We start from the raw sequence: 21,445 nt of genomic DNA, 5'->3' as shown, positions 1-21,445 counted from the left end.
ATCTTCAAGGCTGGCCCGGCGGCGGGCGCCGTCCGCAGGCGTCGCCCGCCGCCGTCCGCCGGCCTTGTCACCAGAGGTCGCCGGGCCGCCAGTCGCAGGTCAGCAGGCCGGTGAGGTCCAGCGGGGCGGTGCCCGGCAGGACGAACACCCCGCCCTCGTCGTCCGGCGTCGGCCGCTCCCCGCCGTGCCGGGTCGCCGCCGACAGCAGGCCGGCCCACCGCAGCCAGCCGCGGTTCGCGTAGAACTCGACGGCCGCGTCCGACGAGCTCAGCGCGCCGAGCTCGTACCCGCCCCGGACCAGGCCCGCGACCGAGCCCATCAGCACCGAGCCGTGCCCGCGCCCCTGCCGGTCGGCCCGGACGGCGACGCCCTCGACGTAGCCGGTGCGCACCTGCCGCCCGTCGTGCCGGAACACGCGCGGCACGACGGCCGCGTGCCCGATCAGCACGCCGTCCTCGCGCAGGAGCGCGTGCACGCCGCCGAGCGCGTGCTCCCAGTCGGCCTCGGTCAGGTCGGCGCCGAACACCTCGAACAGCAGGGCCCGGGCCTCGTCCAGCGTGGATGCGTCCAACTCGGCCGTGCGGGCCGTCAGTAGCTCGATCACCCGGCGATCCTCGCACGACCGGACCGCCGTGCCGCCCGCCACCGGAAAACCGCTGGCGGGGCGGGTAGGGCGCGGGATAGGAAAGTCGGATGAGCACCGACCAGCGGACCTTCCGGCGCACCGTCCTCGACCTCGGGGACGCCGTGCTCCGCCCGTGGGACCGCGCCCTCGACCTCCCGGGCGGCACCGTGCCGGCCCTCGTCGCCGCGGCGGCCGATCCCGTGATCGCCCGCTGGAACCCGCTGGGCACTGACGACCCGTCCGCCGCCGAGGCCTACCTCGACCGCTGCGACACCACCTGGGCCGAGGGCCGCACCGGCGCCTTCGCGATCACCGACGCCGCCGACGGCACCCTGTGCGGCAACGTCGCCCTGTTCTGGCGGGACCGCGAGGACGGACTGGCCATGATCGGCTACTGGCTCCTGCCCGCCGCCCGCGGCCGGGGCCTGGCGACCCGCGCGACCCTCGCCGTCGCCCGCTGGGGCGTGGAAACCGCCGCCGCGCGCCGCCTCGAACTCGCCCACGCCGTCGGCAACGACGCCTCCTGCCACGTCGCCGAGCGCGCCGGCTTCCGGTACGAGGGCACCCTCCGTTCCTCCTACCGGTACCCCGGCCGCGACTACAACGACGAGCACCTCCACGCCCGCCTGGCCGACGACGCCTGGTGATGCCTGGTGACGTCCGGTGATGCCCGGTGACGCGCGGAGCGGCCCGCACGGGGGTGGCGGGCCGCTCCGGTCCGGCGGCCGTCAGCCGCTGACGGGGGCGCCCGGCGCGTGGAAGTACCACTGCTGGGCCGGCGTGGTGAAGTTGCAGGTGTAGATCTGCAGCTGGGTGCCGTCCTGGGTGGTCCCGCCGGGGACGTCCAGGCACTTGTTGGACTGCGGGTTGATCAGGACGGGGCCCTCGTACTGGACCCAGCGCTGGGCCTCGGTGCCGTTGCAGTCCCACAGCTGGACCTTCGTGCCGTCCGTCGTGCCGCTCGCGCTGACGTCCAGGCACTTGCCGAGCGCGGACAGGGTGACGCCGGTGAAGTCCGGCCTGTTGGTCACGGTCCACGACTGGGCGCCCGTGCCGTTGCAGCCGTAGATCTGCACCGGCGTTCCGTTCGCCGTACCGCTCCCGCGGACGTCGAGACACTTGCCGCCGACCCCGGTGATCGTGGTGCCCGCATCGGCGCTGGCCGTGCCCGGCAGGGCCGCGACGGCGATCGCGGCGGCGGCCAGCGCGCCCCAGGCGTGGCGCTTGCGTACGGGATTCCTCATGGTCGTCCTCTCGGAATGTCGGGCCGGCGTGCTGCCGGTGCTCGACGAGGACTGTGGCCGGGGCCCGTGGACGCGCGGTCGACGCGGGCGTTGACGGGCCGTCTACCGGGGACGTCTACGGCCAGCCGCGGGCCTTGTCGTACACCGACCGCAGCCACGGCTCGCGGACGGCCGGGAGGCGGGCCGGCGTGCGCAGGAGCAGCGCGCGGTCGGGTCGGAAACCGGACGGCGGGCGCGGCGGCAGGGGGTCGTCGCGCTGGACGCCCGTGGGCAGCCCGCCGGTCGCCGGGATGCGGGCACCGTCGCCGGGGGAGGCCAGGTGGGCCCAGACCTCGGCGTCCAGCGGCCCGGCCGCGCACGCACCGCCGGGCCGCCACACCTCACCGGTCAGTGGGTGCCGGGGGACGAGGACGAGGTTCGCGCGGGGCGCCGGCACCCCGGGGCCGGCCAGGGCGAGCGCGCGCACCGGCGGGCCGGCCGGGAGCAGCGCGTCGAGCGTGGGGCCGAAGGCGGTGGCGAGGAGTCCGTCGGGCACGGCCACCCGCGGGGCGCCAAACGGGTTTCCGCTGCCCGCGCGGGAAGTCGGACCGGCCGACTTCCCGCGCACGCGCCGGGGCCCGGAGACCGGTGGCCGGCCGGCAGCGCGCCCGGTGGGGCGGAGGCCTAACCTGGAAGGGCGCGTTCCGTTGCGCGGCCCACGTCCGCGCGCGGTACCGGAAGGGAAACGGTGGCCCATGACCGTGGTCTCGACGGCACTCTTCGGCACCGACTGGCGCTCCGCGCCGACCGGCGCCGCGGACCTGCTGCGCGAGTGCGCCGCCCGGGGCTGGACGGTCGTCCTGACCGGACCCGGCCCCGCCGGGGCGCCCGCACTGACCGTGGCCACCCCGGGCAGCGACCCCGAGCGGGCCGCCCTCGACCTCGTCGGCGGCGGCGCCGACCACGCCGTGTACGTCGCCGGCAGCGTCCGCGAGGTCCTCGCCGCCCGCCGTGCCGGGCTGCTCTGCCTCGCCCTGGAGTGCGGCCGGGACGACGCCGCCGACCTCCGGGCCGCCGGCGCGGCCGAGGTCCACCGCGACGCTGCCGCCCTGCTGCGGGTACTCGACGACAGCCTGCTCGCACGCCCCCGGGCCTTCGGACCCGTCGGCGCGGGAACAGGCCGTCCCGGAGGCGGTTAGCGCAGGCCCGTACCGGGCAACCGCCCGGGTACGAGCACGTCACCGGAAGTTTGTCGGAGGTGACCGAGATGGACGGACCCTCGCTGAGCGGACGGGAACGGCGGCTCCTCGAGGAGATCGAGTCCGGGCTGCGCCAGGACACCCGCCTCGACCGGAAACTGAGCACCATGGGTGCCAAACGGCCGGGCCGGGTGCGCACGGCCGTGCGCCGCACGGTCCGCCGGATCCCCGCCGGGGTCGTGCTGACCGCCCTCGTCATGACGGCGATCTGCCTGAGCGTCGGCGTGCGGACGCCGACCGTCGCCGTGCTCACCGCCCTCGGCGTGGTCTGGGCGGCCTCCCTGGCCGTCGCCGCCGCCGCGGCCGTCCTGCTGCGCCGCCGCGCCGGCGCCCGGCGCCGCGACCCGCTCGACCGCCCGGACGGCCCCGACCGCCCCGAGGGGCGCGAGCGGCGGCCCTGGGACAAACCGGAGGTGTGATGACCACCGACCTCTGGGAGTACCGCCCGGGCTCCCATCAAGCCGCCGAACTCGGCCTGGCCGGCTACGAGGTGGAGGCGACCGACGGCCCGCTCGGGCGGGTCGAGCGGGACGCCGGTGACCACCTGCTGGTCGATGCCGAGTCCTGGGTGCCGGGCTCCCGGGTGCTCGTGCCGGTCGCGCTGGTCGCCCGGATCGATCACCTGGAGCTCGTCGTCCACCTCGACTGCCCGCGCGCCCGGGTGAGTTCCGCCCCGCCGCCCGCGGCCGTGGACGTCCTCGGGCACCGCGCGGGGTGAGCCGTGCGCTGGCCCACCACGACGCTCACCGGCCGGACCGTCGCCTTCCTGGTCGCGCCCTACGGCGTGGAGGAGATCGAACTCACCTCCCCCTGGCAGGCGGTGGCCGAGGCCGGGGGCACGCCGCGACTGCTCTCCACCGCGCCGGGCCGGGTGCAGGCCGTGCGGCACCGGGCACCGGGTGACACCTTCGCGGTGGACGCGGTCGTCGCGGACGCGGAGGCCGCCGCGTACGACGGACTCGTCCTGCCCGGCGGCGTCGCGAGCCCCGACCACCTGCGGCAGGACCGCGACGCGGTCGCCTTCGTGCACGCCTTCTGCGCCTCGGGCCGCCCGGTCGCGGCGATCTGCCACGGACCCTGGACCCTCATCGAGGCCGACGCCGTCCGCGGCCGCACCCTCACCTCCTGGCCCAGCCTGCGCACCGACCTCGTGAACGCCGGCGCCCACTGGATCGACGCCGAGGTCCACGTCTGCCACGAGGGCCCCGGCCCCCTGGTCACCAGCCGCAAGCCCGCCGACCTCCCGGTCTTCGACGACGCCCTGGTCACCGAGTTCGCCCACGCGACGGAACGGCGGAAGTGACCTGGGAGCCGGGGCCCTTGCGGCGGGGGCGAGCGCCGGGAGTTCCGAGCCCATCGACCGGCCAACGCCCGCCCACCGCCCGGGTGTCGGCCGTCAGTCGCCCCTCAGCCGGGTGTAGGTGGCGGTGGGCGGGCGGCCGGTGAGGGTGAGTTCGGCGCGCAGGGGGCTCGTGAGGGGGTGGACGGTGCCGTGGGCGGGGTCGTGGACGGGCGGGGCCAGGTAGGGGTGGGCGGCCTCGGAGACCTGGGCGGCCTGGACGGCGGTGAGCCGCGGGGTGGTGAGCAGGACGCGGCCGTCGTCGAGTTCGACCACGAGGGCGTGCGGGCGAGCGGCGGGGCCGGTGAGTGCGCGGACGAGGGCGTCGACGGTGTCCGTGCGGCGGTACTTGACCCAGACCCGGCCCGCTCCCTGCGCCCGGTACGCCGAGCCCGCGGCCTTGCAGACCAGGCCCTCCACCCCGGTGGCCGCGAGGCGTTCCATCCAGTCCAGGGCCTCCGTGCGGTCGGTGGTGGCCATGACGGGCTGGATCGGTGGCGGGACGTCCGCGAGCGCGGCGAGCAGCAGGCGGCGGCGGTCGGCGAGCGGCAGCCGGCGCACGTCGCGGCCGGGGAGGGCGAGGACGTCGAAGGCGATCAGCCCGAGCGCGACGTCGTCGCTCGCGCGGGCCTGGCGGGTGCGCAGCAGTTCCTCGAAGGCGAACCGGCCCGCCCGCCAGGCGACCAGCTCGGCGTCGAGCACGAGCCCCTCGGGCAGCCGGGCGACGGCCGCGGCGATCGGCGGGAACTCGGGGGCGAGGTCCCGTCCGCTGCGGGACTGGAGGTAGGCCGGGCGGTCCCCGCGGGCGAAGGCGAGGCAGCGGAAGCCGTCCAGCTTGAGTTCGTACTGCACGCCCCCGCCGCCGAGCCCGTCCGGCGGCGGGACGGCCGGGACGGCGGCCGGGCGCATGACGTCGACGGGCGGCCGCAGCACCTGGCGGTCGGGCTCGGGTGAGGGCGCGGCGGGGAGGGGCCGGGCGTGCTCGGGGTCGAGCAGCGGGGCGAGGAGGTCGCCGTGGGCGGCGAGCCGTTCGGGGACGTCGGCGAGGGTGAAGACCAGGTCGTCCTCGGAGTCGGCCTCGGCGAGCTCCTCCCAGGTGACCGGGGTGGACACGGTGGGCTGCGGGCGGGCGCGCAGCGTGTACGGGGCGGCGGTGGTCTTCTTGGCGTTGTTCTGCGACCAGTCGACGAAGACCCGACCGGCCCGGCGGGCCTTGGCCATGGTGTGGACGACGAGGTCGGGGCGGTCCGCCTCCAGAGCGGCGGCCAGCGCCTTCGCGTAGGCGCAGACGCGGGTGCTCGGGGTGGGTTCGATCGGGACGAGCAGGTGGAGGCCCTTGGAGCCGGAGGTCTTGGCCCAGGCGGCGAGCCCGTCCGCGGCCAGCCGCTCCCGGAGCAGCCCGGCGACCGTCCGGCAGGTGAGGACGGTCGCGCCCTCGCCCGGGTCGAGGTCGAGGACCAGCCGGTCGGCCAGCCCGGGCGCGGCGGCGTGCCACTGGGGGACGTGCAGTTCGAGGCAGCCGAGGTTGGCGGCCCAGAGCAGCGCGGCGCCGTCGTCCAGGAGGACCTGGCGCAGGTCGCCGCTGTCGCTGGGCACCTCGGCCGTGCGGATCCAGCGCGGGGTGCCGGCGGGCGGGTTCTTGGCGATGAACACCTCGGCCTCGACGCCGTCGGGGCAGCGGAGGAAGGACACCGGGCGGTCGTGCAGGTGGGGCAGGAGGGCGGTGTGGACGGCCGCGTAGTAGCTGAGGACCTCGCCCTTCAGGGTGCCGGTCCGCGGGTAGTAGACCTTGTCCAGGTGGGAGAGCGCGAGGGTGCGCCCGTCCACGACCATCTGCGGCATGGGCCGCCTCCGAAGCCGTCGGTGTGGCCCCCGCTGCCAGTCTGCCCGGGGTGCGGGGCGGGCGCGAACGTGGCTTTCCGTGTACGCGCCCGCACGGTCGGTGGGGCGGTTATGCTGCCGACGGTTCGCGAACTGACGCTGCGTCAAGGGGGATCGGGGCGATGGTCGGTGACTGGCGGGCCCTGCCGGCGAGGCTGGGGCCGCAGGAGCGGGAGCTCGTGGCGGGGCTGCGGGCGCTGAAGGACGGGTCGGGGCTGACGCTGGCCGAGCTGGCGGCGAAGACGCACTACAGCAAGTCGTCCTGGCACCGGTGGCTGAACGGGGAGCGCGTGGTGACGGAGGCGGCGCTGGCCGCGTTCGGCGCGCTGGCGGGGGTGCCGGCGGAGCGGTGCGCCGACCTGGAGGCGCTGCGGGTGGCGGTTGCCGGGGCCGGCGCGACGGAGGCCGCGGCGGAGTTGCCCGGGCCGGCGGAGCCGCCGTCGTGGCCGGAGGAGGGGGAGCCGGAGCCCGCGGCCCGGCCGCGCCGGACCTGGTGGTGGGCGGCGGCGGCCTCGGCGGCCGGTGTCGCCGCGGTGGCCGGGGCGCTCGCCCTGAACGACGGCGGCTCCGAGCGCAGCCCGGGGGCCGCCGCGACGACGGGCACCGCCCGGGCCACCGCCCAGGCCACCGCGCTGTGCGAGGCCGCCGGCTGTGTCGGGAAGGACCCGCAGGCGAGCGGCTGCGGATCGGACGCCACGACGATCGCGACCGCCAACGTGCGGCAGATGACCATCTACGTGCGCTACAGCCGCCGCTGCCGGACGGCCTGGGCGAAGCTGACGGACGCCACGGCGGGGTACCGGGCGACGATCACCAACTCGGCGGGGCAGAGCCAGACCGCCCTGGTCCACTGGGGGTACGACGCGTACTCGCCGATGGTGGACGCGTCCCAGAACGACAGCCGGATCCAGGTCTGCGGCGAGCAGCCGGACAACAGTCGCAACTGCACCCCGGTGATCATGGACCCGGCGACGGCGCCGGTGGTTCCGGTTCCGACGCCGGCCGCGGCCACGGGTGCGAGCGCGGCCCCGACCCCGACCTCCCCCGCCACCGACTCCCCGGCGCCCGCCCCGAGCCCCGACGCGGCGGATCCGACGCCGCAGTGACGCCGGAGGGCGGCTCCCCTCAGCCGGGCGAAACGAGGGCGTGGGCGTCCCCGACGAGGTCCTCCACGCGCTCCCAGTCGACGGGCACCGCGTCCAGGTAGACGCCCACCCAGCCGCGGTGCCCGACGTACGGCGGGCGGAAGTACCGCTGCGGGTCCCGCCCGGTCAGCTCCGCCTGCACCCCGTCCGGCGCGGCACACCAGAAGGCGAGCCGCTCGTCGTGGTGGTGGTCGGCGAGCATGACGAACACCCGGGCCCGGCGGCCGGCGCCGGCGAACCAGGTCGGCTCGCCGTGGCTGACCCGCTCCGCGGTCTCCGGCAGGGCGAGGCACAGCGCCCGCAGGCGGTCGACGGGCGTGGGCATCGGCCTCACCCGTTCTGCGGGGCCGACGGCCGCGGGGAGCCCGGGTAGGTGCCGAAGTACCAGCGGTTGCCCTCCGGGTCGGCGGCCGCGAAATCGCGCGAGCCGTAGTCGGTCTCGTGCAGCCCGGTGGTGATCCGGGCGCCGGCGGCGACGGCCCGCGCGTGGACGCCGTCCGGGTCCGCCGTGACGACGTAGGCGCTGAACGTGCCCGGGCGGCCTGGCCAGGTCCCGGTGCCCTCGGGCGCGTCCCGCTCCGAGCCGAGCATCACGCCGCCGCCCTCGGGCCAGGCCAGTTCGGCGTGCGCGACGAACTCGCCCTCGCCGTACGCCACGACCTCCTCGAAGCCGAAGGCGTCGGCCAGGAAGCGGATCAGGGCGCGCGCGTCGTCGGCGCGCAGCGTGGGCCAGACCTGCGGGGCGGGGGTCTTCGCGTCGGTGGTGTCCATGGCTGCCTCCTGCGGTGGTGGGTGCCGGCCGGTCGCCGTCACGCCTCCCACTCTGCGACCGGGTCGCCCGCCCCGCCTTGGACGTTTCGGAACCGCTTCTCCTCCGGCCCCTCCGCCGCCAGCCACGCACTCGGCGCCGCCCCGGCCAGCGCGCGGAACTCGCGGGCCAGGTGCGCCTGGTCGAAGTAGCCGCAGCGGGCCGCCAGCTCCGCCAGCCGGGGCGGCGCGCCGCCGGTCAGCAGGTGCCGGGCCCGGTCGAAGCGGATCACCCGGGCGGCGGCCTTCGGCGTCAGCCCGGTCTCGCGGCGGAAGCGCTCCTGGAGGTGCCGCGCGCTCCACCCCGTCTCCCGGGCCAGCGCCGCCACCGCGAGCCCGCCGCCGCTGCGCCGCAGCGCCTGCCAGGCCCAGCAGACCTCCGGCGGTACCCGCCCCGACGGGCGGGCGGCCCGCAGCAGGGCGCCGTCCAGCAGGGCGAAGCGCTCGTCCCAGGTGGCGGCGGCGCGCAGCCGCTCCTGGAGGTGCGGGGCCAGTCGGCCGAGGACGTCCTCCGCCGGGAGGTCGATCCCGGCGAGCTCCCCGGCCGGTACCCCGAACAGCGCCCTGGCGGCCAGCGGGTGCACGGCGATCTGCACGCCCGACTGCCGGCCGTCGTGGGTGATCAGCGCCGGGGCCGTGTGCAGGCCGCCGAGCAGGGTGGCGTACGCGTCGGGCCGCTGCGCCGGGTCGGGGTGGGCGGCGAGGACCAGCGGCTCGTCGAGGGTGAGGATGAAGGTCAGGTAGGGGGAGGGCAGGCCGCGGTGCACGGCGGGCGCGATGCCGCGCTGGCGGTAGCCGGAGTACCAGGCGACGTACGGCCGCAGCGCCGTCGCGGGCCGGGCCCGGACGGCCTCGTCGACCACGCCTTCGCGCACGGGTTCGGCGGCTTCCGTCGTCACCCTCCCAGTATCGGTGGCCGCGGTCGCGGGCGGGCGGGATGTTGCCTATGGTGATCGCACGGTCACACCGCGGGTGCGCGGTGCCGCCGACGGGGGAGCGAACGGGGGGAACTTCCGGGGGGAACGACCTCTGGGGGGAACCACTCACGAAGGAGTCCCCGTGACCAAAGCCCGAGAGATCATGCACACCGGCGCCCAGTGCATCGGCGCGCACCAGACGCTCGCCGAGGCCGCGATGATGATGCGCGACAAGAACGTCGGTGCGCTGCCGATCTGCGGCGACGACCAGAAGCTGAAGGGCATCATCACCGACCGCGACATCGTCGTGCGATGTCTCGCGGAGGGCAAGGACCCGGCCAAGATGACGGCCATGGACCTCGCCGGGCACCTGCACTGCGTGCGGGCCGACGACGACATGGACGCGGTGCTGCGGAAGATGGAGCAGCACCAGATCCGGCGCATCCCGGTGATCGACGGCGAGCGGCTGGTCGGCATGATCAGCGAGGCCGACCTGGCGATGGGCCGGCGCGACGGCCACCGCCTGACCGACCAGCAGATCCTGGAGTTCATGGAGGGCGTCTACATGAAGGCCTGACCGGGCCGGACGTCCCCGGCGGCGGGTCCCGTGCGAACGACCGCACGGGGGCCCGCCGTCGGCGTGTTCTCCCGGGAAGGTCCGCCGGAAGGTCCGCCACACGAACAGTCTCGATATGAGAAACGATCTTTCTCAATGGGCGAGATGAGCGCACAATGGCGGCATGGGAAAGCAGTACGAGAACATCGACGGCCGGCTGCGCGAGTTCATCGAGCGCCAGCCCGTCTACTTCGTCGCCACCGCGCCGCTCGCCGCCGACGGCCACGTCAACGTGTCGCCCAAGGGCCGGTCCGGCACCCTGGTCGTCCTGGACGAACGGACCCTCGCCTACCTGGACTTCGGCGGCTCGACCGCCGAGACCATCGCCCACCTGCGGGAGAACGGCCGCGTCACGCTCATGTGGTGCGCCTTCGACGGCCCGCCCACCGTCGTACGGGTCCACGGCCGCGGCGAGCCGGTCTTCCGCGACGACCCGCGCTTCACCGGCCTCCTGGCCCGTTTCGGGCCCGGCGTGGACGGTCCCGCCCTGCGCGCGGTCGTCCTGGTCGCGGCCGAACGCGTCAGCGACTCCTGCGGCTTCGCCGTCCCGCTGATGGACTACCGCGCCGACCGCGCCCTCCACGCGGATTACTTCGCGCGCAAGAGCGACGAGGAGTTCGGCACCTACTGCGAGAACAAGCCGTACGTCGTCACCAGCATCGACGGCCTGCCCGCCCTGCCCGTGCCGCTGCCCCCGCGCCCGGAGTGACCCGCAGGGCGCGCCCTAGCCGCGCGCGGAATAGCGGTAGAGGTCGCGCAGCAGGGCGATCTCGGCGCCGTGGTGGAGGAGTTCCTGGTTGACCCACCAGACGACGTCCAGGAAGGGCTCGTCCGCGTCGCCGCCGTAGGGGTAGGTGCAGTGGCCGACGGTGTCGAGCGCGGCGTCGTCGGCGGCGAGCAGGGCCTTCCGCCAGGCGTCCGCGGCGGTGTCGAAGGCGGCGACCGCGGATTCGGCGTCGCCGTGGACCGGGAAGGCCTCGCGGGTGAGGGAGCGGGTGCCGTCCGTGTGGTCGGCGCGCAGCAGGAGCAGTTCGGTGAGGTGGGTCAGCCGCCAGGCGAGGGTGGTGAACGGCGCCGGCTCGGGGTGCGGCCACCCGGCGGTGTCCCGGCCCCACGCGCCCGCGCCGACCAACAGGGTGGCGCGTTCGCCCGGCCCGTCCGCGTGGCGCCGCACCGACCAGCAGCCGGGCACCGGCTCCCAGCGGTACTCGTCGTCCGTCAGCGGCCCGACGGCCACCGCGGTGCCGTTGCCGCTGTCGACGGCGGGGCCGGCCAGCCGGTTGCGCAGGCGGGTGCGGGCGAAGTCGAACTCGGCCAGCAGCGGGACGAGTCGGGGCGGCAGGGGCATCGGGACGGCTCCGGTCGGTGGCAGGGCGCGGACGGCCCGCACCTTGCCACACCGCGGCACGTCCCGCGAGCGGATTTTCCGCTCGCCGGCGGTCGCCCACGCATGCCGGCGGTCACCGGTCGCATGCCGCCGGACCCCACCGGGTCCGTGGCGGAGGGAAGTTGGACGGAAATCGGCTAACGGGTGGCGTGGCGGCGGCGGTACCGTGCGCTTTGGTGAGCATCCGTCAAGGCCGGTGAGGGGGACGTGCCATGGGGGGCGGACGGCAGAGCCTGGCGCGGGGGTACTTCCTGCGGGAGGCGGCCGCTTTGCAGCGGGCCAACACCGAGGGCGCGCGGCGGCTGGAGCGGATCGTGTTCCCGGGGGCGGGCGTCGTGATCGTGGGGACGCCCTGGGAAGAGGCACGGCTCGACGTGAGCGCCTCGCGGGACGAGCTGTTCGCGGCGCTGGGCGGGGAGGCCGCGGGATGGGCGGAGCCGGACCGCGGGGTGAGGCCGCGCCTGCCGGTCTCGGCGCCGGCGCCGCCGCTGGCGGTCTACGCCGACCTGCTGGACGACCTCGGGGACCTCGTCTTCACGCTCACCACCTACCCGGCCGACGTCGGGCGTCCGCAGGCGGCGGCGCGGCTGGACGCCGTGCGGCTGGTGGGCGGCGTGACGGCGGTGGTGCAGGTGTGCGCGCCGGGCGGCACGCACCGGATCCGGATCCCGCTGGATTCGGGCGTCCCGCTGGTGGCACTGCCGCTGGCGATCGCCGAGCACCTGCTGGCGGCGGGCGTCGGCACGGACTGGGACTACCCGGTGGAGGAACAGCGGGGGGAGTAGCAGGGGGAGCAGGGGACGCGAAGAGGCCGCCGCACCCGCGATCGGGTGCGGCGGCCTCGGGAGCCGTGGGGCTTACTTGCCCAGGCCGGCCTTGACCGAGCAGATCGGCCAGGCGGTGGGGCCCTGGGCGGCGAGGACCTTCTCGCCGACGGCGATCTGCTGGTCCTTGGTGGCCAGGTCGGCGCGCGGGGCGAAGGAGGTGCCACCGAAGGCGGCCCAGGTGCTGGAGGTGAACTGCAGGCCGCCGTAGAAGCCGTTGCCGGAGTTCACGGCCCAGTTGCCGGTGGCCTCGCACGCGGCGACCTTGTCCCAGACGGTGGCCGGCGCGGCGGAGGCGGTCGTCGCCGTGACGAGGCCGGCCACCGGCAGGGCGAGGACCGCCCCGGCCATCAGAGCCATCCGGACGCGGTTGCGGCGCTTCGGGGTGGCGATGGCGGTGGCAGCGGCGGTCTCGTTACGGAAAGTCATGCGGTTCCTTTCGGAGGTTCTGCGAGCGCGCGGAACCAGGCCCTCGGAAGGCCGTCGGTTTCGGGGACACGCACTCACGTGGTTCGGCACCGGTTCCGGCTCCCGGGCGGTGAGGCCCGGTGGAGCGGTGTGCTCGGTGCAACGGGTTCGAAGGTACGGGGGCGGTCGTGGGGGTTTCAAGGATTTACGGATCAAGGCAGGTCAGCGAGGTGTTACCGGGCGTAAGGATCAAGGAATTGGGCACTTTTGGGGCTTTTTGCCCCTATTTCCAAGATCAAAAGGCCTCTCGAAGTGGTCCGGACCACTCAGCGGGCCGTGTGAGGCCGCGCACACCGTCGACGGGGAGTGACGGTCCGCGGGCTCCCGGTGCCGGATCCGCCGCCCTCGGCGCGCCCGGGGGTGGCCCGCACCACAGGCCTCACCCGGAGTGCCCCGTGTCCTCACTCCCGGTGGCGGGCATAGCCTCGGGCGCATGAGCGAGCGGAGCGAGCGAATCATCGGTAGGCGCGTATGGGCGAATGCCCCTGGCGAGCGAAGCGAGGCGGGCGCATGAGTAACGACAGCGATGCGGAGGCCCTCGGCGGTGCCGAGGAGCCCGGGGCGGCGGTCGCACCCGCCGGGTTCGAGCTGGGGACGGACGGACCGAAGGTGATCCTGGCCGGGCTGGACGGCTCGGACTCCTCCTGGCGGGCCACCGCCTACGCGGCCGGCCTGGCCCGGCGGCAGGGCGCGACCCTCGCGGTGGCGTACGTGCAGCCCGTGCTCGGCGCGGCCACGGCACTGGCGGGTGCGGCGGTGGAGGAGACGACGCAGGAGATCGCCGAGGAACTGCTGGCGGCCCTGCGCGACGCCGAGCAGCGGATGAAGGACGTGTGGCGCGTCGAGTGGCACTTCCTGACCATGCGCGGCGACCCCTATACGGGGCTGGCCAAGCTCGCGAACGAACTGCGGGCCGACGCCGTCGTCGTCGGCGCCTCCGAGCAGGCCGGGCACCGGGTGATCGGCTCGGTGGCCGTCCGGCTGGTGAAGGCGGGGCGCTGGCCGGTGACCGTCGTGCCGTAGCGGGCTCCACGGCGGGCTCCGCAGTGGGCCCCGGTGCGGAGCCGGAAGGCGGGAACGCTAGGCTCCGCACCCATGATCGAGATCACGGGGGTCCAGGCGGAGCCTGGCGGCAGCGTCACGCTGAAGTTCGAGGACAAGCGCTTCACGGTGGAACCGGTGGAGACGGGGTGGGACTGGCGGGGGATCTTCCTCGTCGGGTTCGGGATCTTCATGCTCCTGGCGCTGGTGTCGCTGTTCGGCTTCGGCTACATCATCAGCAAGGCCCACCTCACGAAGCTGGAGAACGCGAACGCCGTCTTCTTCTTCTCCTGCTTCGGGCTCTCGCTGCTGTCCGGCGCCCTGGCCTGGCTGAGCGAGCAGATCATCGACATCTTCGGCAGCGGCAAGCCGGCGAAGTACACGCTCGCGGTCGAGCGCATCGCGGGGATCCAGTACGAGCAGACCGACCCGCAGGGCGGCCTGCGGGCCACCGTGCGCAAGGCGGACGGCGACGTCGTCCGGCTGAGCGTGGCCGGCGCCAAGGGCCCGGAGCTGTACCGGGCGTTCGACGGGATGTTCCGGCCGGCCGCCCCGCAGTACGGAGAGGCCCCGCAGTACGGCGTGCGCTGAGCCGGGGCCGCCCAACGGGCGTGCGGCACGGCGGAGATAGGGTGCGTGACCATGACGGACACGCCGGTCACGCACCCCCGCCAGCCCGAGCCCGCCCACCAGCCGACCGACCCCGCCCACCAGACCGGCAGTGACCTCCACCTCGACCTGCCCGCCACCGGCGGCCGCAGAGCGGCCCTGATGACGGCGCTGCGCGAGGCCATCCGCAGCGGACGGCTGGCCCCCGGCACCCGGCTGCCGCCCTACCGCACGCTCGCCGCCGACCTCGGCCTCGCCCGCAACACCGCCGCCGAGGCCTACGCCGAACTCGTCGCCGAGGGCTGGCTCACCGCCCGCCAGGGCTCCGGGACCACCGTCGCCGAGCGCGCCGAGCCCGTGCCGACGGCCAGGGCCCGCCGCCCCTCCGTCCGCCCCGGGCCCGTCCACGACCTGCGCCAGGGGCAGCCCGACGCCGCCTCCTTCCCGCGCTCCGGCTGGCTCGCCGCCGGGCGCCGCGCCCTGACCGCCGCGCCCAACGAGGCGTTCGGGCCCGGCGACCCGCAGGGGCGGCGCGAACTGCGCACCGTCCTCGCCGACTACCTGGCCCGCGCCCGCGGCGTGCGCACCGACCCCGACCGGATCGTCGTCTGCTCCGGCTTCGCCCACGCGCTGCGGCTGCTGTTCGACGGCGCGGGCGCCGTCCTGCCCGCCAGGGAGAACGGGCCGCTCGCCGTCGAGGGCTACGGGCTGCCCTTCCACCGCGGGCTGCTGGCCCGCGCCGGGGTCACCACCGTGCCGCTCCCGCTGGACGAGGACGGCGCCAGGACGGCCGGGCTGACGGGCGGCCGCGGGCACGCGGTGAGCCGGGACCTCCAGGACGTCCGGACGGTCCTCCTCACCCCCGCCCACCAGTTCCCCAGCGGCGGGCCGCTGCACCCCTCCCGGCGCGCCGCCGTCGTTGACTGGGCGCGCGGTCGCGGCGGGCTCGTCCTGGAGGACGACTACGACGGGGAGTTCCGCTACGACCGCCAGCCGGTCGGCGCCGTCCAGGGCCTCGACCCGGAGCGCGTGGTCTACTTCGGCACGGCGAGCAAGAGCCTGTCGCCCGCGCTGCGCCTCGGCTGGATGGTGCTGCCCGACCACCTGGTCGACCGGGTGCTCGCGGCCAAGGGCGAACGCGAGGGCTGGGCCAGCGCGTTGGACCAGCTGACGCTCGCCGAGTTCATCGACTCCGGCGGCTACGACCGGCACGTGCGCGGGATGCGCCGGCGCTACCGGGACCGCCGCGACCGGCTGGTGGCCGCCCTCGCCGAGAGCGCCCCGCACGTCGCCGTCTCGGGCATCGCGGCCGGTCTGCACGCCGTCCTGCGGCTCGCGCCCGGCACCGAGCGCTCGGTGCTCAAGGCCGCCGCCTACCGGGGCCTCGCCGTGGAGGGGCTCGCCGACTACCGGCACCCGGGGCTCGCGGCGCAGGACATGCCCGCCGCCGACGGACTCGTGGTCGGCTACGCCACCCCGCCCGACCACGCCTACCAGGCGGCGCTCGCCGCGCTGTGCGACATCCTGCCGGCGCCGGCCTGAGCGGGGCGGGGCCCCGGGAGCGTCGTCCGGCCGGCCCCGCGGCGCACCCGGCCGCGTGGCGGGCAGGATACGGTGCCGGGCGACGGCTCGGGGGCGGAACGCGTGCGCAATGACCCGCCGCGTCCGCCCGTGCGTCGTCACCCGGTACCGGCCGCGGCGGAGGGGAGCAACGGAAGCGGTACCGCCCCCTACGCTCCATGGACATGCGCAGAACACATCTCAGCCGTTCCGCTCTCGCCGCGATCCCGGCCGCCGCCGGTCTGCTCCTCTCCGCGGCGCCCGCCCAGGCGGCCGCGCCACTGCCCCTCACGGCCGTCGTGGACCGGGCGACGACCACCCCGGGCGGCTCGTTCACGCTCGCACTGACGCTGACCAACCCTTATGACACGCCCATCCAGTTCGTCTACCAGAGCGTCCAGCCGACCTACCCGACCACCCTGGAGCCGGGCCTCAAGTTCACCGCCACCGCGTGCGGCACCCAGACCAACGGGTGCAGCGAGAACGTGCACGGCGGCATCGCCCGCTACAACGTGCCGCTCGCGCCCGGTGCCTCCAGCAGCTTCAGCGTGACCTTCACCGTCGCCAAGGACTCGGCCTGCGGACCGTCCACCCGGATCGACCTCTACACCTACCTGTACTACGAGTACAACGCCGGCCTGTCCAACAACTCCGGCATCGTCAACATTCCCGGCACGCAGGTGCCCTGCGCCTGACCCGGTTCCCGCAACCCCTTCGTCCGTCCCCCGGATCCCGGTGAATCACCCGGCCTTCCCCGACCTCTCCTGAATCCCCCCGACCCCCTCGATCCCCCGTCAGGTGCTGGCCACCCCCGTACCGGCACCTGACGGGCCGTTCGCGCGCCCGCGCCCGGCCGCTGTCGGTGGCGGCTGGCAGGCTGGGTCCCATGTCCGAACCGCTGTGCACCGACCCCGCCGACGACCTGCTCGTGCCGATGCCGTACGCCGTGTACGCCGCCATCCGGGAACGGGCCGGGGAGCGGACCGCCCCGCTCGTGGACCGGCTGCTCCGCTCCTCCCTCGCCCTGACCCCGGCCCTCGACGACCGCTCCGCCGGGGTGCCCGCCGCGGGCCCGGCCGTCGGCCTGCTCGGCGGTCCGGCCGCGCTGCCCGCCGACGTCGCGTGGCCCCGCCACGGCGAGCACCCGATGCAGCTCCTCGCCCAACTCGACTGCGCCGGCCTGGCGGAGGCCCACCGCACCACCGGCCCCGGAGGTCCGTGGCCGCTGCCGGCCGACGGGCTGCTGCTGTTCTTCCACGACGACCTGTTCTCGGACTACGCAGGCCACGGCTGCCGCGTCCTGCACGTCCCGGCGGGGGCGCCGCCGCGGCCCGAGCCGGCCGGCCGCGGCGAGTTCGCCCCGCTCGCCGCCGTGCCGCTGCGGGCGGACTGGGTGCTGTCCGCGCCGTCCTACCAGGACCGCGAGCTGGAGGACCTGTTCCCCGACGACTTCATGGTCGCGCTCGACCTCGCCTCCGACTTCCGCGACCACCTTCCCGGCCCCGACGTCCGGGTGCTCGGCTGGTGCGACACCGACACCGGACGGCACGAGGGGCACCGCCCGCTGCTCCAGGTCGAGGCCTCGGCGGCCGGCGCGCACTGGGGCGAGACGGTCAACGTCTCCTTCTGGATCACCGACGAGGACCTGGCCGCCGGGCGCTTCGACCGCGTCCGCCACGGCATGGAGGTGGCCTGACCCAGGGGGCTGTCTTCGAACCCCCGCCTGCCGTGCGACGACAGCCCGCTAGGCCCTGCACACGAACCACCGCACCGCCACGCCGCAACCGGCGTGGCGGTGCGTCGTGTTGACGCCGCACGCCACCCCGTCGGGCCCGTCGCGGCCCCGGGGAGCCGGGGCCCGGGCGGCCCGACCGGGCCCGCGGCGGCTCCGCGACGTGGCCCTGACCAGGCCTCCGGCACAAGCGGATCCGCGCGGCGAACGGACGTTTGACAGGCTTTTCGCGCGGAGCGGGCGGATCCGGATCAGATTCACCCTATCGGGGGGCACTCGGCCGCCGTACGGCTCTGGCCGGGCCCCGGTGATCTAGGGTTCCGGATGGGCCGCCGGGAGAGGCGCCCGCGCTTGCGCAGACTTCGCCAAACCCCCCACCAATACCCGTATCTGATGATCCGCCATGGCTCCGGCCGGGACGGATCGGTCCGACCCGCCCGCGTGATTCGACCAGATGAAGGAGACCCCTGCCGATGCCCGTCGACACCAGCACCGAGACACAGCAGGCACAGCAGCAGTCCCTCGCCACAGCCGCTGCCCGCAACCTCGCGACCACCACCAAGTCCGCACCGCAGATGCAGGAGATCACCTCCCGCTGGCTGCTCAAGGTGCTCCCCTGGGTCGAGGCCCACGGTGGTGCCTACCGGGTGAACCGTCGCCTCACCTACACCGTCGGCAACGGCGTGGTCGAGTTCATCAAGACCGGGTCCGAGGTCCGGGTGATCCCCCGCGAGCTCGGCGAGCTCGCCCTGCTGCGCGGCTACGAGGACGACGACGTGCTCACCGCCCTCGCCGACCGCTGCCAGCAGCGGGACTTCGGCCCCGGCGAGGTGCTCGTCACCCAGGGCGAGGCGGCCGACCGGATCTACCTGATCGCGCACGGCAAGATCAACAAGATCGGCACGGGCAAGTACGGCGACGAGACGGTCGTCGGCGTGCTCGGCGACGGCGACCGCTTCGGCGACGACGCCATCCTGAACCCGGACGCGGTCTGGGAGTACACCGCCAAGAGCGCGACCGCCGGTGTCGTCCTCACGCTCAGCCGCCGCGACTTCGAGCAGATCCGCGACAACGCGCCGACCCTCCAGGAGCACCTCCAGGAGTTCCTGGCCCTGCCGCTGCAGGCGCAGAACGAGCGCGGCGAGGCCGAGATCGCCATGTCGGCCGGCCACCACGGCGAGCACGAACTGCCCGGCGCCTTCGTGGACTACGAGCTGAAGCCGCGCGAGTACGAGCTCAGCGTCGCGCAGACCATCCTCAAGGTCCACACCCGCGTCGCGGACCTGTACAACCAGCCGATGAACCAGATCGAGCACCAGCTGCGCCTGACCATCGAGGCCCTGCGCGAGCGGCAGGAGTTCGAGATGATCAACAACCCGGAGTTCGGCCTGCTCAACAACGCCGACTTCGACCAGCGGATCCAGACCCACTCCGGCCCGCCCACCCCGGACGACCTGGACGAGCTGCTCAACCGCCGCCGCGACCCCGACTACCTGCTCGCCCACCCGCGCGCCATCGCGGCGATCGGCCGCGAGCTCAACGCCCGCGGGATCTACCCGCACCACGTCGACCTCGGCGGGCAGCAGGTGCCGGCCTGGCGCGGGGTGCCGATCCTGCCGTGCAGCAAGATCCCGATCACCAAGGAGAACACGAGCTCGATCCTCGTGATCCGTACCGGCGAGGACAACCAGGGCGTCATCGGCCTGCACCAGACCGGCCTGCCGGACGAGTACCAGCCGTCGCTGTCGGTCCGCTTCATGGGCATCGACGAGAAGGCGATCATCTCCTACCTGGTCAGCGCCTACTACTCGTGCGCGATCCTGGTGCCGGACGCGGTCGGCGTCCTGGAGAACGTCGAGATCGCGCACGGCCGTCACTGAGCGCCGAGCGGCCCCCGGCCGCCGGACCGCGAGCGGCGGTCGATTTTTGCTCCCGGAACGAGCCGAGGCCGTAACCGGCCCGCTCGAAGATCGTTTGACCAGATGACGGACGGCCCGCCCCCGGAGGCGGGCCGTTCGCCTGACGGGGGCGGTGAGCCCGCGGTCCGCAGTTCCGCACGGCACGTGCCGGTCCTGCTGCGCCCCTCCGTCCGGCTTTCCTGCCCCAGAGCACTCTGCCCGCAACGGCGGTGTGCTTTCCCGACGATCCGAGAGGTGGGTGGATCCATGCCGCAGCCCCGGCAGCTCCGACGGATACCGGCGGACGGCCGAGGACGTGCCGTCCGCGGGCGAAAGGCGCGGGTGGCCGGTGCCGCGGTCGGCGTGGTGGCCATGTGCGCGCTGCTGAGCGGCGCGTCGGCCTCGGGCGCCGTGCGCCACGGCGGGGGACACCCGCACGGGCCGGTCGCCGACGTCTGCGTCTGCACCGGCACGGACGTCTCGGTGGACGTCGGGCCGGACGGGCACGACGTCGGCGTCGGGGTCGGCGTGGACGTCCAGGTGCACTGGCACCACCCGTGTCGGCCGCACGACGATGACGATGACGACGATGGCGGGCAGGACGGCAAGGGCGGGGACCACTGGGACCACGGGTACCACTGGGGACACCATCACCATTCGTGCCCGAGCCCGACGCCGACACCGACCCCTACGCCGACCCCCACCCCGACTCCGACACCCACCCCCACGCCGAGCGCCCCACCCCCGAGCCCGACGCGCACACCGGCGCCTCCGCCCCCGTCGTCGGCACCCCCGCCGCCGCCCGCACCGGCGCCGGCCCCGCGACTCCCCGCCCCGGCCGTGCCGCAGACGCCACGGCCGGCGCCCCCCGTGCCCCGCGCGGCCCCTTCGCCGAGCCCGGCCGCGGTGCTCCCCACCCCGGCGGCGAGCCCGCCGCCTCCGCCCCCGCCGACCCCGGCGTGGCCGACTCCCGCGCCGCAGGTCCGCTACCACGTGCCGGTCGGTCAGCCCCTGGCGGAGGCCCCGGTGCACCACCGCACCGCCAAGACGACCACCACGATGCTCATCGTGACCGTGCCCGCGGTGATCGCGGCGGCAGCGCTGCGCCCGGGCCGCGGCGGTGGTGGCGGCGGCCGAGGCCGGTTGAGCGGTTCCTGACCGCCACCCGCCCGCCGAAACGACCCCCGAAGAACCCCTGAACAACCCGCTGGGCCCGGACCTTTCGCGTCCGGGCCCCACCCCGACATTCCCCGTCACCGAGCAGAGCCAGAGAAGGGAGTCCCCATGGACGAGTGGGTCGCTTTGGCCATCGCCATGGCGGCGGCGTGCGCCGTCGTCGTGGCGGTGGTCGTGCTACGGCACCGCCGGGTGGGCACCGTGAAGCACGCCGAGACCCCGGACGTGATCGAGTACATCACGATGATGATCGGCGTGGTCTACGCGATCGTCCTCGGTCTCGCGATCGCGGGCGTCTGGGAGGCGCGCGGCAGCGCCCAGGACGGCGTGTTCCGCGAGGCCCAGTCGCTCCAGGAGGTGAGCGACCGGGCGGTGGTCTACCCGGCCGAGGTCCGCGACAAGATCAGGGCCGACGTGGACGCCTACGTGTCGTACGTCGTCCAGGTCGAGTGGGACTACATGCGCGACCACGGGAGCGTCTCCGACAAGGGCAACGAGCTGCTGGCCCAGGTGCGTTCGGACGTCGCCACCCGGCAGCCCGCGAACGAGCTGGAGGCGCAGACCTACCAGCCCGTGATGGACCGGATCGCCGCCGCCACCGACGCCCGCAACGCGCGCGGGCAGAACGCCGGGCCGACGATGCCCGGGATGGTCTGGTTCGGGCTGATCGCGGGCGGGCTGGTCACCTTCGGCATGCTCTTCGCGCTCCAGATTCGGCGCACGCCGCGGGAGTTGATCCTGGCGGGCTGCTTCAGCGCGCTGATCGCGTTCCTGCTGTTCATGATCTGGGACTTCGACGACCCGTTCGGCGGGAGCGTCCGCGTCACCACGCAGCCGTTCACCGATCTCTTTCCGCACCTGAACCTGGGCGGCGGAGACTAGTCACCGAAGGACCGGGGGCCGTGCGGATCGATCGGCGATCCGCACGGCCCTGTCTC

Annotated in this window: 26 protein-coding genes and 1 pseudogene; 17 read left to right on the top strand and 10 right to left on the bottom strand. The window is 75.0% G+C overall.

The window, feature by feature from the left end:
- Positions 1–67: 67 nt before the first annotated feature.
- A complete protein-coding gene (locus ACFVSN_RS04045; protein ID WP_387953669.1) occupies positions 68–604 on the bottom strand; it encodes a GNAT family N-acetyltransferase in 537 nt (178 codons plus the stop codon).
- A gap of 89 nt (positions 605–693) precedes the next feature.
- Here ACFVSN_RS04045 and ACFVSN_RS04040 point away from each other — a divergent pair, with 89 nt between their 5' ends.
- On the top strand, positions 694–1,272 hold the full coding sequence (locus ACFVSN_RS04040; RefSeq protein ID WP_380440202.1) for a GNAT family N-acetyltransferase: 579 nt from the start codon (positions 694–696) through the stop codon (positions 1,270–1,272).
- 81 nt (positions 1,273–1,353) lie between these two features.
- Here the strand turns inward: ACFVSN_RS04040 and ACFVSN_RS04035 are convergent, their stop codons facing one another.
- Positions 1,354–1,869, bottom strand: a complete 516-nt coding sequence (locus ACFVSN_RS04035; RefSeq protein ID WP_380440204.1) for a ricin-type beta-trefoil lectin domain protein — start codon at positions 1,867–1,869, stop codon at positions 1,354–1,356.
- 115 nt (positions 1,870–1,984) lie between these two features.
- Positions 1,985–2,404, bottom strand: a complete 420-nt coding sequence (locus tag ACFVSN_RS04030) for a hypothetical protein (protein WP_387953668.1) — start codon at positions 2,402–2,404, stop codon at positions 1,985–1,987.
- A 199-nt stretch (positions 2,405–2,603) separates the two neighbouring features.
- Between ACFVSN_RS04030 and ACFVSN_RS04025 the strand changes: the two genes are divergently transcribed.
- The 4 genes from ACFVSN_RS04025 to ACFVSN_RS04010 all read left to right on the top strand — a co-directional run bounded on the left by ACFVSN_RS04025 (position 2,604) and on the right by ACFVSN_RS04010 (position 4,410).
- On the top strand, positions 2,604–3,047 hold the full coding sequence (locus ACFVSN_RS04025; protein WP_387953666.1) for a hypothetical protein: 444 nt from the start codon (positions 2,604–2,606) through the stop codon (positions 3,045–3,047).
- A gap of 68 nt (positions 3,048–3,115) precedes the next feature.
- The gene (locus tag ACFVSN_RS04020) at positions 3,116–3,526 is read left to right on the top strand and encodes a DUF3040 domain-containing protein (RefSeq protein WP_387953665.1); all 411 of its coding nucleotides are present in this window, start codon (positions 3,116–3,118) and stop codon (positions 3,524–3,526) included.
- Positions 3,526–3,825, top strand: coding sequence for a PRC-barrel domain containing protein (locus ACFVSN_RS04015; RefSeq protein ID WP_387953664.1), 300 nt, complete (start codon positions 3,526–3,528; stop codon positions 3,823–3,825). The genes ACFVSN_RS04020 and ACFVSN_RS04015 overlap by 1 nt, the downstream gene beginning before the upstream one ends.
- 3 nt (positions 3,826–3,828) lie before the next feature.
- The gene (locus tag ACFVSN_RS04010; RefSeq protein ID WP_387953662.1) at positions 3,829–4,410 is read left to right on the top strand and encodes a type 1 glutamine amidotransferase domain-containing protein; all 582 of its coding nucleotides are present in this window, start codon (positions 3,829–3,831) and stop codon (positions 4,408–4,410) included.
- Between the two features lie 93 nt (positions 4,411–4,503).
- Here the strand turns inward: ACFVSN_RS04010 and ACFVSN_RS04005 are convergent, their stop codons facing one another.
- On the bottom strand, positions 4,504–5,355 hold the full coding sequence (locus tag ACFVSN_RS04005; protein ID WP_387953718.1) for a DNA ligase: 852 nt from the start codon (positions 5,353–5,355) through the stop codon (positions 4,504–4,506).
- 54 nt (positions 5,356–5,409) lie between these two features.
- Positions 5,410–6,288, bottom strand: a pseudogene (ligD, locus tag ACFVSN_RS04000) (non-homologous end-joining DNA ligase); the annotation flags it as partial.
- Between the two features lie 161 nt (positions 6,289–6,449).
- Between ligD and ACFVSN_RS03995 the strand changes: the two are divergent.
- Entirely contained in the window at positions 6,450–7,433 is a 984-nt protein-coding gene (locus ACFVSN_RS03995; RefSeq protein ID WP_387953660.1) for a DUF2690 domain-containing protein, read from the top strand.
- Between the two features lie 19 nt (positions 7,434–7,452).
- On the opposite strand, the gene ACFVSN_RS03990 is transcribed toward ACFVSN_RS03995, so the two are convergent.
- The 3 genes from ACFVSN_RS03990 to ACFVSN_RS03980 are packed head-to-tail and all read right to left on the bottom strand — an operon-like array spanning position 7,453 to position 9,178.
- Positions 7,453–7,797, bottom strand: a complete 345-nt coding sequence (locus tag ACFVSN_RS03990; protein WP_387953658.1) for an MmcQ/YjbR family DNA-binding protein — start codon at positions 7,795–7,797, stop codon at positions 7,453–7,455.
- 5 nt (positions 7,798–7,802) lie between these two features.
- On the bottom strand, positions 7,803–8,243 hold the full coding sequence (locus ACFVSN_RS03985) for a VOC family protein (protein ID WP_387953656.1): 441 nt from the start codon (positions 8,241–8,243) through the stop codon (positions 7,803–7,805).
- Positions 8,244–8,281: 38 nt separating this feature from the next.
- Complete coding sequence (locus ACFVSN_RS03980; protein WP_380508039.1) at positions 8,282–9,178, bottom strand: helix-turn-helix domain-containing protein; 897 nt, start codon at positions 9,176–9,178, stop codon at positions 8,282–8,284.
- A 160-nt stretch (positions 9,179–9,338) separates the two neighbouring features.
- Between ACFVSN_RS03980 and ACFVSN_RS03975 the strand changes: the two genes are divergently transcribed.
- Both ACFVSN_RS03975 and ACFVSN_RS03970 read left to right on the top strand, forming a co-directional pair.
- The gene (locus tag ACFVSN_RS03975) at positions 9,339–9,773 is read left to right on the top strand and encodes a CBS domain-containing protein (RefSeq protein WP_380440222.1); all 435 of its coding nucleotides are present in this window, start codon (positions 9,339–9,341) and stop codon (positions 9,771–9,773) included.
- A 163-nt stretch (positions 9,774–9,936) separates the two neighbouring features.
- Complete coding sequence (locus ACFVSN_RS03970) at positions 9,937–10,521, top strand: pyridoxamine 5'-phosphate oxidase family protein (RefSeq protein ID WP_387953654.1); 585 nt, start codon at positions 9,937–9,939, stop codon at positions 10,519–10,521.
- Positions 10,522–10,536: 15 nt separating this feature from the next.
- Here ACFVSN_RS03970 and ACFVSN_RS03965 read toward each other — a convergent pair whose 3' ends face one another.
- Entirely contained in the window at positions 10,537–11,160 is a 624-nt protein-coding gene (locus tag ACFVSN_RS03965; RefSeq protein ID WP_387953653.1) for a DinB family protein, read from the bottom strand.
- 251 nt (positions 11,161–11,411) lie between these two features.
- On the opposite strand from ACFVSN_RS03965, the gene ACFVSN_RS03960 reads away from it, so the two are divergent.
- The gene (locus tag ACFVSN_RS03960) at positions 11,412–11,984 is read left to right on the top strand and encodes a hypothetical protein (RefSeq protein ID WP_387953651.1); all 573 of its coding nucleotides are present in this window, start codon (positions 11,412–11,414) and stop codon (positions 11,982–11,984) included.
- A gap of 72 nt (positions 11,985–12,056) precedes the next feature.
- On the opposite strand, the gene ACFVSN_RS03955 is transcribed toward ACFVSN_RS03960, so the two are convergent.
- Positions 12,057–12,452 carry a transglycosylase family protein gene (locus ACFVSN_RS03955; protein ID WP_380440230.1) on the bottom strand — a complete coding sequence of 132 codons (396 nt, stop codon included), beginning with the start codon at positions 12,450–12,452 and terminating at the stop codon, positions 12,057–12,059.
- Positions 12,453–13,001: 549 nt separating this feature from the next.
- On the opposite strand from ACFVSN_RS03955, the gene ACFVSN_RS03950 reads away from it, so the two are divergent.
- From ACFVSN_RS03950 to ACFVSN_RS03915, 8 genes are all read left to right on the top strand, one after another.
- Complete coding sequence (locus ACFVSN_RS03950; RefSeq protein WP_380440232.1) at positions 13,002–13,514, top strand: universal stress protein; 513 nt, start codon at positions 13,002–13,004, stop codon at positions 13,512–13,514.
- A 72-nt stretch (positions 13,515–13,586) separates the two neighbouring features.
- Positions 13,587–14,123 carry a hypothetical protein gene (locus ACFVSN_RS03945; RefSeq protein ID WP_387953648.1) on the top strand — a complete coding sequence of 179 codons (537 nt, stop codon included), beginning with the start codon at positions 13,587–13,589 and terminating at the stop codon, positions 14,121–14,123.
- A 51-nt stretch (positions 14,124–14,174) separates the two neighbouring features.
- Positions 14,175–15,683, top strand: coding sequence for a PLP-dependent aminotransferase family protein (locus ACFVSN_RS03940; protein ID WP_387953647.1), 1,509 nt, complete (start codon positions 14,175–14,177; stop codon positions 15,681–15,683).
- Positions 15,684–15,886: 203 nt separating this feature from the next.
- Positions 15,887–16,396, top strand: a complete 510-nt coding sequence (locus tag ACFVSN_RS03935; RefSeq protein WP_380440238.1) for a hypothetical protein — start codon at positions 15,887–15,889, stop codon at positions 16,394–16,396.
- A gap of 191 nt (positions 16,397–16,587) precedes the next feature.
- Entirely contained in the window at positions 16,588–17,397 is an 810-nt protein-coding gene (locus tag ACFVSN_RS03930; protein WP_387953645.1) for a DUF1963 domain-containing protein, read from the top strand.
- Positions 17,398–17,906: 509 nt separating this feature from the next.
- The gene (locus ACFVSN_RS03925) at positions 17,907–19,313 is read left to right on the top strand and encodes a family 2B encapsulin nanocompartment shell protein (protein ID WP_380440242.1); all 1,407 of its coding nucleotides are present in this window, start codon (positions 17,907–17,909) and stop codon (positions 19,311–19,313) included.
- A 1,044-nt stretch (positions 19,314–20,357) separates the two neighbouring features.
- Positions 20,358–20,489: a hypothetical protein gene (locus ACFVSN_RS03920; RefSeq protein WP_387953643.1), complete on the top strand. Its 132-nt coding sequence runs from the start codon at positions 20,358–20,360 to the stop codon at positions 20,487–20,489.
- Positions 20,490–20,615: 126 nt separating this feature from the next.
- On the top strand, positions 20,616–21,389 hold the full coding sequence (locus ACFVSN_RS03915; RefSeq protein WP_387953641.1) for a hypothetical protein: 774 nt from the start codon (positions 20,616–20,618) through the stop codon (positions 21,387–21,389).
- Positions 21,390–21,445 lie beyond the last annotated feature (56 nt).

Source organism: Kitasatospora sp. NPDC057904, assembly GCF_042887925.1.
Classification (GTDB): domain Bacteria; phylum Actinomycetota; class Actinomycetes; order Streptomycetales; family Streptomycetaceae; genus Kitasatospora.
This window is presented reverse-complemented; position numbering and strand designations above follow the sequence as displayed.

Coding starts and splice junctions, on each gene's coding strand:
- ACFVSN_RS04040 (WP_380440202.1), top strand. CDS start 694: ATGAGCACCGACCAGCGGACCTTCCGGCGCACCGTCCTCGACCTCGGG.
- ACFVSN_RS04035 (WP_380440204.1), bottom strand. CDS start 1,869: ATGAGGAATCCCGTACGCAAGCGCCACGCCTGGGGCGCGCTGGCCGCC.
- ACFVSN_RS04025 (WP_387953666.1), top strand. CDS start 2,604: ATGACCGTGGTCTCGACGGCACTCTTCGGCACCGACTGGCGCTCCGCG.
- ACFVSN_RS04020 (WP_387953665.1), top strand. CDS start 3,116: ATGGACGGACCCTCGCTGAGCGGACGGGAACGGCGGCTCCTCGAGGAG.
- ACFVSN_RS04015 (WP_387953664.1), top strand. CDS start 3,526: ATGACCACCGACCTCTGGGAGTACCGCCCGGGCTCCCATCAAGCCGCC.
- ACFVSN_RS04005 (WP_387953718.1), bottom strand. CDS start 5,355: ATGCGCCCGGCCGCCGTCCCGGCCGTCCCGCCGCCGGACGGGCTCGGC.
- ACFVSN_RS03995 (WP_387953660.1), top strand. CDS start 6,450: ATGGTCGGTGACTGGCGGGCCCTGCCGGCGAGGCTGGGGCCGCAGGAG.
- ACFVSN_RS03990 (WP_387953658.1), bottom strand. CDS start 7,797: ATGCCCACGCCCGTCGACCGCCTGCGGGCGCTGTGCCTCGCCCTGCCG.
- ACFVSN_RS03985 (WP_387953656.1), bottom strand. CDS start 8,243: ATGGACACCACCGACGCGAAGACCCCCGCCCCGCAGGTCTGGCCCACG.
- ACFVSN_RS03970 (WP_387953654.1), top strand. CDS start 9,937: ATGGGAAAGCAGTACGAGAACATCGACGGCCGGCTGCGCGAGTTCATC.
- ACFVSN_RS03965 (WP_387953653.1), bottom strand. CDS start 11,160: ATGCCCCTGCCGCCCCGACTCGTCCCGCTGCTGGCCGAGTTCGACTTC.
- ACFVSN_RS03960 (WP_387953651.1), top strand. CDS start 11,412: ATGGGGGGCGGACGGCAGAGCCTGGCGCGGGGGTACTTCCTGCGGGAG.
- ACFVSN_RS03955 (WP_380440230.1), bottom strand. CDS start 12,452: ATGACTTTCCGTAACGAGACCGCCGCTGCCACCGCCATCGCCACCCCG.
- ACFVSN_RS03950 (WP_380440232.1), top strand. CDS start 13,002: ATGAGTAACGACAGCGATGCGGAGGCCCTCGGCGGTGCCGAGGAGCCC.
- ACFVSN_RS03945 (WP_387953648.1), top strand. CDS start 13,587: ATGATCGAGATCACGGGGGTCCAGGCGGAGCCTGGCGGCAGCGTCACG.
- ACFVSN_RS03940 (WP_387953647.1), top strand. CDS start 14,175: ATGACGGACACGCCGGTCACGCACCCCCGCCAGCCCGAGCCCGCCCAC.
- ACFVSN_RS03935 (WP_380440238.1), top strand. CDS start 15,887: ATGCGCAGAACACATCTCAGCCGTTCCGCTCTCGCCGCGATCCCGGCC.
- ACFVSN_RS03930 (WP_387953645.1), top strand. CDS start 16,588: ATGTCCGAACCGCTGTGCACCGACCCCGCCGACGACCTGCTCGTGCCG.
- ACFVSN_RS03925 (WP_380440242.1), top strand. CDS start 17,907: ATGCCCGTCGACACCAGCACCGAGACACAGCAGGCACAGCAGCAGTCC.
- ACFVSN_RS03915 (WP_387953641.1), top strand. CDS start 20,616: ATGGACGAGTGGGTCGCTTTGGCCATCGCCATGGCGGCGGCGTGCGCC.